We start from the raw sequence: 14,571 nt of genomic DNA, 5'->3' as shown, positions 1-14,571 counted from the left end.
GCCGGAGGCATCCACCTGATGCAGGTTGCGCCCCGGTTTCGGTGTAGTGGAACTACGCCCGCCAACGCGCCTGAAGCGCGGCGATTACTGCCTTCGCATTGACAGTCCAGTTGTCCGCGTCCGCCGATGCCGCCCGCGATACCCGGGCCAGTTCCGCACGGTCCGCGCATAGTTGCCGCAGACGCGATACCGTTTCGTCCACCACGTGGTCGGCGGCAACGATATAGCCGGTCTCGCCGTTTCGGATCGCCTCCGGCACCGCACCGACGTTGCTGACAATCGGGACGACGCCGACACGCTGCGCCTCCATGATCGTCAGCGGCAGGCCTTCGTCGCGGGATGGCATCAGCAGGATGTCCATGCGGGCAAAAGCCGCCTCGACGTCACCGAGTTCATAGGCCGCAGGATATACGGGCAAATCCGGCGGGATTACCGGCATCTCGGCCCCGTCCAGCACGGCCTTGCCAGTAATGGAAAACTCAAGCGGCAGGTCCCGGCAGGCCTCGACGATACGCACGAAACGGTCCAACCCCTTCTGCCTGTCCATCCGGCCCAGAAACCCGACACGGACAGGCGCATCGGCGTCGCGGTTCGCCCGCTCCGCCAGAGTTTCCGCCACCCGCTCCGGCGACATCGGGAACCCGGGGCCATTCGGAATCGGCAGCAGTTTCTGGCCCGGAACACCCTGGCCGCGCATCCATGTAGCCAGTTGTCGGGAGCAGGTCAGGATCAGATCGTAACCGCCCTCATAGGCAATCGCGAGGTAGGGCGTACCGTAGCTTCGGCCGTACGGGCCCGTCTCGATCAGATGCTCCCACGCCACTGTGACGATACCCTTGCGTTTCAGCGGTCCCAGCCCATGGTGCAGCGCGGCGCTTCCAGCGTTGATCACCGCATCCATTCCCGAGAGAGGGCCGAGGATACTTGCAAGAACCGGTTTGGGTGGTTCCGGCGCCATCTTGGTTCCCAAGTAGCGGGGCCCGCGCCAATCACGCAACGCACCGTTGCCAACCATGTGCACCGACTCGAAAGGTTCGTACAGCCATTCCGTGTTGGCGGCGTCCTGATTGCCGTAAATGAACAGGTGAGGCACAATACCTTCGGCGCGCATCGCTCGCGCAAGGGCAATGGCGCATTTTTCCACTCCACCAAACTTCAGTATGGGCAGAACAAATCCAATATGTTTCTCGCCGCCCTTGCGCTCGATAAACAGCGGGGCACCGTCGAGCGCGTTCTTGCTCAACACCGCTGGCAAGTCAGACGGTCCCGTCACCGCGGGATCGGCCCGCCATGTGCGGAACTTGTGGCGGTGATCGTTCGCGAAACGGCAATTCAGCAACCGGTCGGTGAACTTCCGCCACAACGGTAGCAGTCCGGGCGTGCCCTCGGGCAATTGCCATTCAGGCAGGTAGGCCATGCATTCCGGCGGCCGCGACCTGTCGGTCAATTCCCGGAACGCCTGACCGACATCGCGGGCATCGAGCATGTGTACCATCGCCCGAGTTCGAAGGCCGACGATATCCGCCTCGCCAAATCGCGTTTCCGCCCGCTCCACCAGTTTGTCACGCAGTTTTCTGCCACCCGGTGTACGTGGAAAGTTGGGGAAGGGCTGCGGTGCGCTGTGATACTCGGTGGTGAACCAATAGCTGCCTTCTTCGACCTCGGGCGCAATTCGCAAGGTCGCCGTCGTGTTGTAGACCAGCCCCTGCGCCAGATGAGTCAGCCAGGACTGGCCGCGGAGCGGATCGTCCAGAACCTGCTCTGCACCGCCTCGGGCCAGCAGCACATAGGGTGGCAGGGTATGCCGCTGCGGCTGAGCCACGGCCCGAAACAGGTAGGCGGCCAGCGCCGGGAAATCCATCTCTTCCGCCAGCAGCCGCGGCCCGTGCCGCAGGCTGCCCGTTCCGCTCTGCAGGTCGATCACCAGCGCTACCGGCCCTTCGGCCATCACTGCTTGCGCAACGCCGTCGCGAGCATAGAGCCAGCGGTGTTTTTCGGCGATCCGTTCCCGCAGGGTGGTGTCATCGGTGTGCGACCCGGCCAACATGCTTTCCGGCCGCTTGCGGTAGCGAAAGAATGACTGATCCACGCGCCGCCCCCGGAAACCTGCGCCGGTCGCCGTCAGCCAGAAATCCCAATCCTCATAGCCGCTGCGCATGGTTTCGTCGAACCAGATACCGGCGTCGAAAACGCGGCTGCGAACAAGGCTGCCGGCTTCGCACTGGTTGGAGTTGGCCATCCGCGCAACCGAATAGGGGCCGCCATTGTGGGCGGTGCTTTCCAGCCCGAACATGTCGAAATTGGGAAAGAACCAGTCCGCGTCTGGGTCATTCTCAAGAAGATGGCCGAACAATTGCATTGCATGCGGTTCCAGCCGGTTGTCGCTGTCCAGCAGGTAGATCGCGTCCAATCCGGGCCAGTGCCCCCTGGCATAGGCGATGCCTGCATTTCTCGCGCCGGAAAGCCCGCGGTTTGCCTGATGGAGGTAGTGTACCTTCTCGGGATGCAGCCGCGACCAACCCGAAAGCGCCACCCGCGTCTCACGCGAAGGGCAGCCATCATCCACAGCCACGATCACGTATTCAGGCCCGCCCACCTGCGCCAGTGCCGTGCGGATCGCCTCACTCACAAGCCCGCTGTGCTGGTAGGTGGGAACAACCACCGCGATCTTCGGATCGAAGCTCATGCCGTGGCAGGACCATTGGTGAATGTGAAATCGCGGAAAAAGGCCCAGGCCTTTTCGTTGTTCTCCTGCCCCTCCATCGATGTGGCGAGCAGGAGATCGACCTTGCCCGCCGCCGGTTCAGCCAACCGCTGTTCGACCACGCCGAACTCACCGGCTGCCAGCACCGTCCAAGGAACCAGATGTGCCATCGCCTGATGAAGACGCTTCACCTTGCCAGCCGGTGCAACGCCCAAAGAAAAGGCGACCGAGCCGGCATTCTCGTTCCCGACGTTGATGATCGCGGAAACCTTTGTCAGGGCGCTCACCGACACGTTGCGCAGAATGCCCACGACGGGGCGTTCGACACTTGGATGCACCATAAAAGCGTTCTCGTCTTCCCAGAAGTCTGCAGAGACAAAATCCTTGTACGAAAGGAATTTCACCCGCCGGTGCAGCCGCGGCAACAGCCGGATTGGCCAGAGATCCTGCGCCATGACCATCCTGGCCTTGCCGTCCGCCGGCGGGGCCACTCGCGCCATCGCCATGTCCGGCAGCGATGCGCCGGGCAGGCCGCGGAAGCCGCGCAGGGCCAGCGGGTAGGGACGGGTCTTGGCACCGACCTTCAGGTGATAGTCTTCGACTGGCGACGGGTGGCTCAGTGCCAGCACAGCCTTGCCTTCACCGCGGAAGGTGATCTCGGCGAAGGCGTCTTCCGGCGCGCCGGTCAGCACACGCGGAAAAGCAAAACGCACCCAGCCCGGCGCTAGGCCGGATAGCGCCAGTTCCACCGGACCCTGAAAATCCGGTCCGACGCCCCGTTTCAGGTCAAGCACCAACGCGCCTTCGGAGGGTTCCGCGAGCCACACGTCCAGTGCCGCCATCGAATGCATCGAGAACGGCAATCGCTGCAGCAGGGCCGGCCCACCTGCGGCAACCTCCGCCCGTTCCTCGTGATTGCGAAACTCCTGGGTGCGCGTGAATTTCGGCGCCAACGAATGATAGGCGAATTCCTCGACCTGCGCATATGCCGACTGCATGTCCATATGCTGCTGGCGAAGTTCGGCCAGCGCCGCCCGCTCCGCTGCGGCATCGCGTTCACCCGCTTCCGCATGTGCTGCGAGCAGTCCCGCCGCCATGGATGCAAGTTCCAGCGCCGTGGTCTCCTGCGTCAGCAATGTCACCGGAAACTGAAGTGCATCGGCCAATGCCTTGGCCTGGGCATTTGCGGCCAGCGCCGCAGCATCCTCCTCCGTCAGGATCGCACCGACAATAACCTGGTTGGCCACTGCCGGGATGGGGCTTGCGCCAAGCGGTGCCACGTTTTCAAGCGTGGAGATCCACTGCGAGAGACTGGGTGTCGCGATGTTCGGCAAGTTCGGTACGTCGCTGAAAGCGTCGCCGAACAGAAGGGTGAACGCTGCGCCCGACCCGGGCTCAAAACTGCCTGCCATACCGATTCAGCCCCATCGCTTTCATTGCTTCCCGAAGTAGCGGATGCGTGGAGGAATGAAAACTCCCTTCTCCCCCATGCGCCCTACCGCATCAGGGCCGCTGTTGCGGCGGTCGCGTCGCGGAGCAAACGCTCGCCATCGATGGTCTGCAATGTACCGCTGCGAACGATTTCGCGCCCGGCCACCAGCATGTCGCGTACTTTCATCGGTCCGCACAGCACGAGGGCGGCAACAGGATCCCACGCACCTGCCGTTTCCAGCCCATCGACCTGCCAGATGGCGATGTCGGCCTGAAATCCTTCGGTCAGTTGGCCGCAGACATCGCCCCGGCCCAGCACCTCGGCGCCGCCGCGCGTCGCCAGTTCCAGTGCCTCACGTACTTTCAGCGCCTCGGGTCCGAACCCGGCGCGTTGAAGCAGCAATGCCTGCCGAGCCTCTGCCAGCATATGGCCACTGTCGTTGGAAGCGGAGCCGTCGACACCCAGCCCCACCGGCACACCCGCAGAACGCATCGCTGCCACAGGCGCAATGCCAGAGCCGAGACGGCAATTGGAACAGGGACAATGAGCAACCCCTGTTTTTGTCCGGGCGAACAAGTCGATCTCTTCCGCATCCAGCTTCACACAATGGGCATGCCAGACGTCTTGCCCTGTCCAACCGAGTTCCTCCGCGTATTGGCCTGGGCGACACCCGAAATTGGCCATCGAATAGCTGATATCTTCGTCGTTTTCGGCCAGATGCGTGTGCAGCATGACGCCCTTGTCACGGGCCAACAGCGCCGCTTCGCGCATGAGGTCGCGCGAAACGGAAAAGGGCGAACATGGCGCAAGCGCCACCTTGATCAACGCTTCCGGGCTCGGGTCATGAAAGCGGTCCACAACCCGCACGCAATCTTCAAGGATCGACTGCTCGCCTTCCACCAGACTATCGGGTGGCAGACCGCCTTCGCTTTCGCCAATGCTCATCGCCCCTCGCGTCGCGTGAAAGCGCATCCCCGTCTCCTGCGCCGCGGCGATACTGTCATCCAGCTTCGCCCCGCCGGGGAAAAGGTACAGGTGATCGGAACTCATGGTGCATCCCGTCAGCGCCAGTTCCGCAAGTCCGAGCAGTGTCGAGATACGGATATCTTCCGGCCCCATCCGCGCCCAGATGGGATAGAGCGTCTGCAACCAACCGAAGAGTGCCGCATCCTGTCCACCGGGTACGGCACGGGTCAAGGTCTGGAACATGTGGTGATGGGTGTTCACAAGTCCCGGCGTCACCACGCAGCCGCTCGCATCGATGCGGAGGTCCGCGTCGACACCGGTCAGATCGCCAATGCTCACGATTTTATCATTTCGAATGAGCAAAGATCCGCCGGTGATCTCTCGCCGGGTGTCATCCATTGTCACAAGCAGGCGTGCATTCTCGATAAGTATGGTTTTCATACCGAAACCATACCAAAACCAGCAAAGTCTGCGGCGGACTATTTCGTTTGCCCGGCGATGAATAAGCCGGAATTGTGGAATGTCATCAACAGATGGTTGCTGAAGCAGCAATCATCATATTGCGAAACGTGCATTCTCAAAAAATTTTGTTAGAACAAAGCCGTGGTGCAGGAGATCGCTGGCCTGGAGCCGCAATGTACGCGGAAAACGTCAGTGATCGGGGGGCCTGCCGCCATGGGTTGCAAGACCCGGAGATCCCGGTACTCCAGCCGGGGTCTCCGAAACAGATCAACCCTCGAGGTAGTTGGAAACCGCGACTATGTCGTCGATCAACACGCCACCTTCTTCGAGCTGTTTATCCAGCGTAATCAATAGACTGGCAGATCCTTCGGCCGCGTCATCGAAGTTAACGGATTGGATATTGCTCTCGAACACCAGCCCGTTTGCCTGCAGCGTCACGCAGGGTGAAACCACAAAGTAGCGCGAATCCCACGCGATCTTTTCCGCCTGCGCCGGCGTCAGATGCACGAGCGCCTGTCGATTATCCTTCGGCTCGATCCGGGCATCGCGTCCAACGGTGAAGCACCGGTGCTCCGCCCGGCGCAATTCCGTCGAACGGATGTAGGGAGCGATCGTGACATTGTTACCCTTGGGCACCATCGTCACGTCCGTGACGTCCAGATAAAGCACGTGATGAGTGGGAACAGCGATGAAAACGCTCAGGAAAGAGTTCGTCTTCATTGCATCCACCTGAAACTCCGACAGGTTGAAGGAGAAGGTCGCTCGCCGCCAGTCCGTAGATACACGGGCCGTCTGCGTGGGGTGCACGTCCTGTAAATCACCCGTCTCCGGGTCAGTGGTCACACGCAGGAAAACAATCAGATCACCCTCATAGGAGGCGCGTGTCAGCACGGACACCTCGACTTCACGCTCCAGAACGCTGCCGAGTTCGAAATTGCGCTGCGAGAGGAACAGGTAACCCTCCGGGTCTGCCTCGTTCAGCTGCAGCCGCATGTACGTGCCGGTTCTGGCGTGTGTTTGCGACAGCAACGCATTGTCGTTGCGTTGCGAAACTATCAGCCCTGGCCGGTTCTTCGGCGTGGGAATCAGCCATTCGTTCGCGGTGTACTGATAAGGGCTGATACCCTCGAAGCGGTTGCCTGTCGTCCAGAACTCGAATGAGGGGTTGACGATGATGTTACGCTGCTGGCCGGAGTTCTCTTCCCGGCTCTTGTGCTGATTGTGCAACTGCTGAAGTCGGGCGAGCATGGAGTCCGTCGGCGAAATCCTGTTGCGTTCGATCAGATCCACCGCCTGGCTGATCATGCCTTCGGCCGCCATCAGCTGGGCCACCGTTTCGCAGGCCTCGCTGCCGTTGGGCCCGCCTCGGGCACTGGCCAGCTTCTCCTCTAGTTGCGGATGACGGCGTTTCTTGCTGCCTTCGCGGCGCCAGTAATCGTATTCCTCGGACACTGCCGAGAAAAAGCCGACGCGCATCAACCGGCGCATCTGTGCAAGGTCGATGTCGCGATGGGTGTCGAACAGCGCGGTTACGCCGCGGGTCTGGTTGATGATGTATTTGCCGGAGTTCAGCTCTTTCATCATCCCGTCGTCTTCGGACCGGTATTCAAAAAGGTAGTCCGGGATAAGCTGCATCTTTTTGCCCGACAGGAAGGCTCGTGTGAACAGCTCGTAATCTTCGCAGCCGACGGCGTATTGTTCCGTATATCCGCCAATATCCTCAAAGGCCTCGCGCTTCACCAACGCATTGGCATCGCCGAACGTATTGCCTAGTACGGCCAGTTCCAGCGACGGGCCGACCGGTAGGAACAGATCGAAGGCTTCGCGAACGCCCGCGTTGGTGCGAAACATCTGCGAGACGGAGTTGAGGATGTCGGCATCCGTCGCCAGTGCCACGCTGACAAAGGTTTCGATTTCCGTCGGCATGGCAATGTTGTCATCGTCCATAAAGAGGAAGTATTCGCCGCTTGCATGGCTGACACCGAAGTTGCGGGCCGCACCGAGATAACGGTTTTCCTGCTGGAAGACCCGGATGCGATCATCACCCGTTTCAGCCACCAGCCTGTTCAGCGCCGCGAACTCGGCCACGCTGGACCCGTCGTCGGCAATGATGATCTCGAGGTTCTCGTAGGTCTGTGAGATCAGGCTGGCCAGCGCACCTCGCAATGTGGAGACGCGGTTGTGATGGACGAGGATAACGGAAACCAGTGGATCCTTTGCCGTCTTGCTGCGCGGCTTGGGTTTGGAGATCGGGTCGAGCGATACAACCGCCCGCGTCGGGTCCGGCTTGTGCGATTTCGTATCCAGATCGTCGAGGAGCCTGTCCCAATCCTGTTCCGCCGCCAGATGAATGGGATCGACCGCGCCGATCACCATACCATCCTCGATCGCACCAGCGATCTTGCGGGCCAGGGTGTTGGCCGTAGGCTCGAACAGAATCGCCTGCCGCTCCGGCTCGGCCGCCAGCGTTTTCAGTGCACCGCGGTCCGCGATCAGCGCGGGCACGCCAAAATGCAGGCACTCGTACGCCGTCAATCCGAAGGATTCGTCGCGCGATGGCAGAATCGTCAGCGGCTTTTTCTCGACCAGATAGTTTATCGCCATCTCGTGGCTGTAATTGTTCAGGAATTGAAACTCGCAGTCCCAGTTCTCGGCATATTCCAGTACTGTGCTGGCGGCATTCCGGAATCCGTTCACACAGAAGGAGCCGAGAAAGGTAATCTTCTTGGGTAGCGCCAGATCATTCTTGTGCAGGTAGCGAATGGCGTCAAGAAAAGTGAAGATGCCCTTGCGGGTCTCAAGTCGTCCGAAGAAGCACACTTCATCCACCGCCTGAACATCGCCCTGCTTCAGTCCGGTATGCACGTCCAGTCGATGCGGCAGCACGTTGGAAACGGCGCGCGTATCGTCCGGCAGAGTCCATCCCTGCTCCCGGCACCAGTCGATGATATGCGGGCTTGGCGCAACGGCGAAGTCGGAATACTCAAGCTGCTTGCGCTCCACCTCATAGAGCAGCAGGTCGCGCGGCTTGTCGGTGACCATGTTCAGGGAACGCGCCCATTCCGAAGGTCCGTGGATGACAGAGCCGATCTTCGTTTCCTTGAACCCGAGGCCCAGCGCCCTTGACAGCGCGGTGTAGTATCCAAGGCCGAGGTAGTCATGGAAGAAGATGACGTCAAAAGCCTCGTCCATCTCCTCTAGGTACTGTTTCACCGCGAAGGAACGTTTGGGAATGCTGTCTAGCGGGTAAAATGTGTCGAACTCCGCGCGGATGAAGCGGATGTCCCGGGCAGCGTAGAAGGTTTCCCACTGCGCGGCGTCCTTTTGCTTCAGTCCGGGATGAACGTAGAGAACGGTAACGTCATGAGATTTGGCATGGTGCTCTGCCTGCCCGGCCAACGCCGTGGCAATGCCGCCACCGTTGAATGGACCAAGAATTTCGAGCGCCACAAAACAGATCCGCATACTTACCTTCCAAAGCTTCCTCAGGTGTCCAGACAACGCTGCGCAGAACACTCAAACCCGGCCAAATTTGGACCAGCGGTTTGCGCGCCGTGCTTAACCGAACGACTCGTGAATTACAGTACAAATCAGAAAGACATCTACCCTTTCTGCGCACCGCGTTCTGCGGCTGCGATCATCCCCCTTGTGGGAACCGCCTAAGGCGGCTGCGACCTCTTCAGGTTGAGTTATCCTCTTTCAGCCTTTCCAGCAACTTCCCGGCCTGCCCATTTCCCATATCGAGCGATTTTGCCGCGAAATCAGCCGCCTTCTGCCGATCCCCTTCCTGAAAATAACACCAGGCCAGTCTTAGGCGCGGTTTCGCCGGTAAAGGTTCGAGTTCATGGGATCTTTCGAAGGCGGCGATGGCGGCGGGACGATCACCGACATCCAGATGAAGGCTGGCGATGCGACGATGTGTGGCAGCGTCGGGCTGGCAAAGCACCGCCTTCTCGAGCAAGCCGACCCCTGCCTGTTTCTTGCCGCGCCGAAGTTTGATCTCTGCGGCGGTTTTGTAGAAATAGGACCATTCACGGTGAAGACGCTTCGGTGGCTTGGCGTGGGGCAGGTCCGCATCCAGAATCGCTTCGGCCCTTTTCAGGTCATACCTCTTTACAAGGCCGTCGTAGATCGAAGCGCTCAGGCCGATATCGAAACGCTCCGACGGCGCCCGGGATTCATATCGGCTGACTGAACTTTCCTCGACAAGACATTGCCGCATCAGGTTGAGGTAGAGGGTGCTGGTAAACAACATTGAATTCGTGACGACGGCAGCGGACTCCCCGGCTTCCAGCAGGCCGCGGTAGGTCGAAATGTCGGAAAGCCTGACGGCTTCGAATGCATCGACAACACTGTCCATCCGCGCGACAAGGCCCTTACATAAATCTATTTCTTCGTCGGTGATCATGCCGGTGCCAGTCCGGACAAGCTCGCCTTCTTCCGACTCCGCAGCAAGAACGACGCGAAACTGCCACCGTCTTTGCGCCGGCACTTCGAAATATTCGTAAACCAGAACATCGTCACCGCGTCTGACTGGCAGGAAAATACGCTCGCTCACCGACGCCTCTTTTCAACTAGGCCGGAGAGCCCTGCCGGGATCTCCGGGCTTCGCATGTGGCGACCCCGGCAGGATTCGAACCTGCAACCTGCCCCTTAGGAGGGGGCTGCTCTATCCAGTTGAGCCACGAGGTCTCCGCCCTCCGGGATACGAAAGCGCGGAAGGCATTGAAAGAAAAATATTCTGCAAAGCGATTTGTACTCCGGTGCAACGCGCTCCGGTTGCTGCAAACGGCGGCAGGTCACCTGCATTTTGCGTGACTTAATTCTTTTTTTACCAAACTGACGCCAATTTTGGGAAAGTTGGAGGAATTACACCCGATCGGCTTCTCCGACGTCCATTCCGTCCTCACGGCGACACCCCGTGCACAAGAGAGAACCGAGGCGTGACTGAAAACCGAGAGCTTCAACTGGCTGGCAGGGCGTCGTTTCTGTTGTTCCTGGTTGTCAACAAATGGCGTTTCCTGTCCTGGGCTGCAGTTGGCTTTCTGAGTTCTGTTCTTGTTTTCCAGTATCTGTCGGAGCGTGCCCATCGCGTCACCGTAACACTGGAACTCACACCCCAGCCGCAGTTGGGCGATCTTCTGTCGCCAACCGATCTTCCGTATCTCGAGGGTCCGGACGTGGACGCGCTCTTCAACAAAATTGCGCCGCGCCTCGGCAAGGTCGAAATGTTGCGGACACGGAGTTCCGACAGCCTGCAACTCCGCTTCACCGGGAGCACGGCAACCGAAACCACTCATCGCGCCCGCAGAATGGCCGACGTGCTGGTCATTCTGGCGCAACAAACTCAATTGGAATTTCTGGCCCGCAGGATGCAGGAAATCCGCGAACAGCAGGTTGATCTCCAGCAAAGGTCCGGATCGTTCACACCGAGGGAAGTCGCCGCACCCATAACCCTCATTAGGGGCCCTGCGATCGACACGACACTGGAAAGACGGCTTGTCGCGCTGGCAAAGGCCATTGATCTGACCCTGTCGCCGCTCCGCGTCTCCAGCCTTCACCGGGAGCGAAGGTTCTCTTTCGCGGAGAAGGCAGCGCCCATCCGGTCCGTCATCACCCTGATCTTTGGCGTCGCGGCGCTTTTGTGGAGTGGCCGGCGGCACTTCACGGGCCACGCCATTCTGTCGGGTTACGAGTTGGAAACTCATTGCGATCTTCCGGTTCTCGGGCAGTTGCCTGAAACGCGCCGACAGGACAGATCTCTGATCAACGCCTTTATGTACAGTCCTGCCTCGCGGCTGGCGGATGCGGTTCGCAGGCTTCGCTTCAAGGTGCTGCCGCGCGGAACACGCAAATCGACAAAGCTTCTCGTCTTCACCGCAACCCGTCCGGGCGAAGGTTGCAGTACCACGGCCCTCCTCTTCGCCCAATCCGTTGCCAACTGGGGACGAAGAGTGCTCTTGATCGACACCGATACCCGAGGTCGCACGCTATCCAAGCGTCTCAGCGGCGATCAGGAAGTTGGCATACTTTCCCTTCTGGCAGGCGTCGCCAGCTTTCATGAGGTGCGAAACAGACCGGATGGCCTGTCTCTGGATTTTCTGCCCATAGAGGCAGCGTCGGCCCATGCGGCCGATGTCCTCGACACGGACCGGCTTTCCGAGTTTCTGGATTGGGCGGCGTCGGAGTATGACCATATCATCATCGACACGCCCCCCGTTGCGACCAGCCCCGAAACCCTGACAGTCGCCTCACTGGCCGATCGACTGCTTTACGTCGTGCGGTGGCAGACCACACCTCTCACCGCTATCAGGCAGGGTCTCCACGGACTGCGCATCGCCGGCGCAAATCCGTCCGGGATGGTCCTCAACCGGCAGAACATTCATGCAATGCGGTATCTGGGCTATGGAGATCAGAATGACATGCACCATTCACTACCTGCCTGACCGCGTCTTGCCGGAAACTGGAGTGCGGGAGCGTTCTCCGGTTTTCGATCCGTACCAGATCGATACGCTGGCACCGGAAGAACCGCTCTACGTCATCGGTGATGTGCATGGCTGTCTCGACCTGCTGGAGCGCGTGCTGGAAAGGGTGTGGAAACTTCGTGAGCGAAGTGGCGGCAGGATCATTCTTGTCGGCGATTACGTAGACCGCGGACCGGCAAGCGCAGGCGTCCTCTCTCTTCTCGCAGACCTTGCGGCCGGGAATGCACCACCAACGTGCCTGAAGGGCAACCATGAGATCATGATGATGGAGTTTTTGCGTGAGCCGACGCGGGCGATCGACTGGCTGATGCATGGCGGACGCGCTACTCTGCGCAGCTATGGGCTTGATCCGCTGCATCCGTTCTATGCAACAAAGGCGGATCTGGACAGGCTGGCGGAAAAACTGGCAGACGCAATTCCGCCGCGGGTGCATTCCTTCCTGAGAGACCTGAAATTGAGCACCCGCTCCGGCAATATCTTCGTTTCTCACGCCGGGGCGGACCCGATGGTGCCACTGCATCGTCAGTCGCCTGATACACTTACATGGGGTCACCGCAGCCGTGCGACGCCCCGTCCCGATGGATCATGGGTCATTCAGGGTCATTTGGCCGGAAGAAGGCCGGCACTCTCAGCACGACATCTCATCGTGGACACCGGCGCGAGCGACACGGGGTGCCTGACCACTGCCGTGCTTCAGCCCGGAAAAATCGAGTTCGTTTCGGTTCGAGCCTGACGTTCAGTCGCTACGTCGTTCGGCCCGGTACTCTTCCAGCGCATCGACTGACGGCACGAACATTCCGCGCCCGCGTCGTTCCAGCACCTTTGCCTTGCGCATCCGTCCGATTTCACGTGCCACGGCCTCCCGGTTCGTAAACACAAAGGCCGCCAGGTCCGCCTGTGTCGGAGGCTTGCGCAACTCTGCGGAACCATCGCGGGATTCCACCGCCCGGAACATCCGTATCAATTCAAGTCGAATTCTATCATCCGCCTTGTGGGCAGTGAACTCGCTAACCCGGCGTGTCATTTCCCGCAACTTGCCGACAAGCCGCTTCAGCAAGGCGAAGCTGATGTCTGGGTGGGTGGCAAGAATTTCGCGGAACTGCGTGTCCGAAACCCGCGCAATACGACTTTCCTCTGTCGCCAGAACGCTGGCGGATCTGGGCTCGTGGTCAATCACCGCGAATTCGCCGACACAGTCGCCCTCGGAAATATTCGAAAACGATACTTCCCGCCCCTTCGCGGAAAAATTGTGAACCCGGACGGCCCCTTCCAGGAGAAACAACACATCGAAACTGTCTTCCTCGTGGTCCAGAACCACCTGCCCGCTTCCATAACGGGTCACTGTCCAGACCTTTTCGAGTGCAGTCCGTGTCGCAGGCTCCAACTGGCCGAGAAGGGTATCCTCGGGGTACTGGACTTCGAGATTGCCGTTGTACCTGACCATGTTCGAATTCTACGATTTTGCCTGAGATTGTCCAGAAGCGCGGGCGCGGAGGCTCCAGCCCGACCGCGAAAGTAACCGCATGGACACTAAAATCACAAGTCTCCCATGATCTCTCGCATGATGGGATCGTTGCGCGCCAGCAGATGCGGATAGCGCTCCCGTATCACGTCGATGGCGTGATCTTCGATCTCCGCATTGAGTTCGGCGCCGAGCAGCACCACGAAAGCCGAAAGGTAGAACCACATCAGCAGCGCGACAACCGCACCGAGGGAGCCATAAACCTCGTTGTAGTTGCCGAAATTCCGCAGGTAGATGGAAAAGAGTGTCGAGACCACGATCCACATGAGCACGGCGAAAACTGAACCAATGGTCAACCAGGGCAATCGACGCGATCTGCGGCTGGGCCCGAAATGATAGAGCGCCCCGATCCCGATGGTGACGGACATCAGCGCCACCAGCCAGCGTATCACGTCGATCAGCAGTTTACTGTCGTCTCCATGGGGCACCAGTGCCATGATTGTGGGCACGACAACCACGGTCGCCAGTGTCATCAGAACCACCACAAGCATCAACAGTGTCAGACCGTAGGCGACGACCATGTTCCAGATGAAGTTCCGGGTGTTTTCTTCCCGGCAGATGACATTGAGGCCCGAGATCATCGCCGTAACGCCGGCCCGTGCGCTCCACGTCGCCAGCAGCGAACTGACAAGCGATGCAAGACCCAATGTCGTCCGTTCTGAAGTGACGAGCGCGGTGACTCGCTGATCGACCAGCGCATAGACCTCCTCGGGAAGGACCGGCCGCAGCAGCGAGATGTTGTCCTGCACCACCACGGGATCGGCAAAGTAACCATAGACGGAGATGGTTGCCGTCAGCCCGGGAAACAGCGCCAGCATCGCAAAGAACGCGATGCCTGCCGCCATCATGGAAAGATTTTTCTCGCCGATGCCATTGCCGACACGCATCATGATCGAGAGCCAGTCCCGAAAGGCGAATTTGTCCCGCTGAAGGACAAGGTGATTGATTGTAACCTTGGAATTGAAAGGCATTTAACTCGCGTGCGTCACTGCTCTACCCG

9 protein-coding genes and 1 tRNA gene are annotated in these 14,571 nt (G+C 59.8%); 2 read left to right on the top strand and 8 right to left on the bottom strand.

Annotation, left to right across the window (positions count from 1 at the left end):
- Positions 1–52: 52 nt before the first annotated feature.
- The 6 genes from GO499_RS16315 to GO499_RS16290 all read right to left on the bottom strand — a co-directional run bounded on the left by GO499_RS16315 (position 53) and on the right by GO499_RS16290 (position 10,256).
- Positions 53–2,686: a glycosyltransferase gene (locus tag GO499_RS16315; protein ID WP_161863174.1), complete on the bottom strand. Its 2,634-nt coding sequence runs from the start codon at positions 2,684–2,686 to the stop codon at positions 53–55.
- Positions 2,683–4,116, bottom strand: coding sequence for a DUF6212 domain-containing protein (locus GO499_RS16310; protein WP_161863173.1), 1,434 nt, complete (start codon positions 4,114–4,116; stop codon positions 2,683–2,685). Before GO499_RS16310 ends, GO499_RS16315 begins: the two co-directional genes overlap by 4 nt.
- 83 nt (positions 4,117–4,199) lie before the next feature.
- Entirely contained in the window at positions 4,200–5,543 is a 1,344-nt protein-coding gene (locus GO499_RS16305; RefSeq protein WP_161863172.1) for an 8-oxoguanine deaminase, read from the bottom strand.
- A gap of 288 nt (positions 5,544–5,831) precedes the next feature.
- Positions 5,832–9,029 (bottom strand): glycosyltransferase, encoded by a 3,198-nt coding sequence (locus GO499_RS16300; RefSeq protein WP_161863171.1) that lies wholly within the window; start codon positions 9,027–9,029, stop codon positions 5,832–5,834.
- Between the two features lie 214 nt (positions 9,030–9,243).
- Entirely contained in the window at positions 9,244–10,122 is an 879-nt protein-coding gene (locus GO499_RS16295; RefSeq protein WP_161863170.1) for a tetratricopeptide repeat protein, read from the bottom strand.
- Positions 10,123–10,179: 57 nt separating this feature from the next.
- Positions 10,180–10,256 (bottom strand) — tRNA-Arg (locus GO499_RS16290).
- 251 nt (positions 10,257–10,507) lie between these two features.
- Between GO499_RS16290 and GO499_RS16285 the strand changes: the two genes are divergently transcribed.
- Positions 10,508–12,010 carry a CpsD/CapB family tyrosine-protein kinase gene (locus GO499_RS16285; RefSeq protein WP_161863169.1) on the top strand — a complete coding sequence of 501 codons (1,503 nt, stop codon included), beginning with the start codon at positions 10,508–10,510 and terminating at the stop codon, positions 12,008–12,010.
- On the top strand, positions 11,982–12,782 hold the full coding sequence (locus GO499_RS16280; protein WP_161863168.1) for a metallophosphoesterase: 801 nt from the start codon (positions 11,982–11,984) through the stop codon (positions 12,780–12,782). Before GO499_RS16285 ends, GO499_RS16280 begins: the two co-directional genes overlap by 29 nt.
- A gap of 3 nt (positions 12,783–12,785) precedes the next feature.
- Here GO499_RS16280 and GO499_RS16275 read toward each other — a convergent pair whose 3' ends face one another.
- Positions 12,786–13,493, bottom strand: a complete 708-nt coding sequence (locus tag GO499_RS16275) for a Crp/Fnr family transcriptional regulator (protein ID WP_161863167.1) — start codon at positions 13,491–13,493, stop codon at positions 12,786–12,788.
- Between the two features lie 92 nt (positions 13,494–13,585).
- Positions 13,586–14,542: a YihY/virulence factor BrkB family protein gene (locus tag GO499_RS16270; RefSeq protein ID WP_161863166.1), complete on the bottom strand. Its 957-nt coding sequence runs from the start codon at positions 14,540–14,542 to the stop codon at positions 13,586–13,588.
- Positions 14,543–14,571: the final 29 nt, after the last annotated feature.

This window comes from Algicella marina (assembly GCF_009931615.1).
Lineage (GTDB): Bacteria > Pseudomonadota > Alphaproteobacteria > Rhodobacterales > Rhodobacteraceae > Algicella > Algicella marina.
Note: the sequence above shows the minus strand (reverse complement) of the source record. Positions and strands in the feature narration are given on the sequence as shown.

Bases quoted from the DNA above. Each gene is read 5' to 3' on its own strand.
- GO499_RS16315 (WP_161863174.1), bottom strand. From the start codon at position 2,686: ATGAGCTTCGATCCGAAGATCGCGGTGGTTGTTCCCACCTACCAGCAC.
- GO499_RS16310 (WP_161863173.1), bottom strand. From the start codon at position 4,116: ATGGCAGGCAGTTTTGAGCCCGGGTCGGGCGCAGCGTTCACCCTTCTG.
- GO499_RS16305 (WP_161863172.1), bottom strand. From the start codon at position 5,543: ATGAAAACCATACTTATCGAGAATGCACGCCTGCTTGTGACAATGGAT.
- GO499_RS16300 (WP_161863171.1), bottom strand. From the start codon at position 9,029: ATGCGGATCTGTTTTGTGGCGCTCGAAATTCTTGGTCCATTCAACGGT.
- GO499_RS16280 (WP_161863168.1), top strand. From the start codon at position 11,982: ATGACATGCACCATTCACTACCTGCCTGACCGCGTCTTGCCGGAAACT.
- GO499_RS16275 (WP_161863167.1), bottom strand. From the start codon at position 13,493: ATGGTCAGGTACAACGGCAATCTCGAAGTCCAGTACCCCGAGGATACC.
- GO499_RS16270 (WP_161863166.1), bottom strand. From the start codon at position 14,542: ATGCCTTTCAATTCCAAGGTTACAATCAATCACCTTGTCCTTCAGCGG.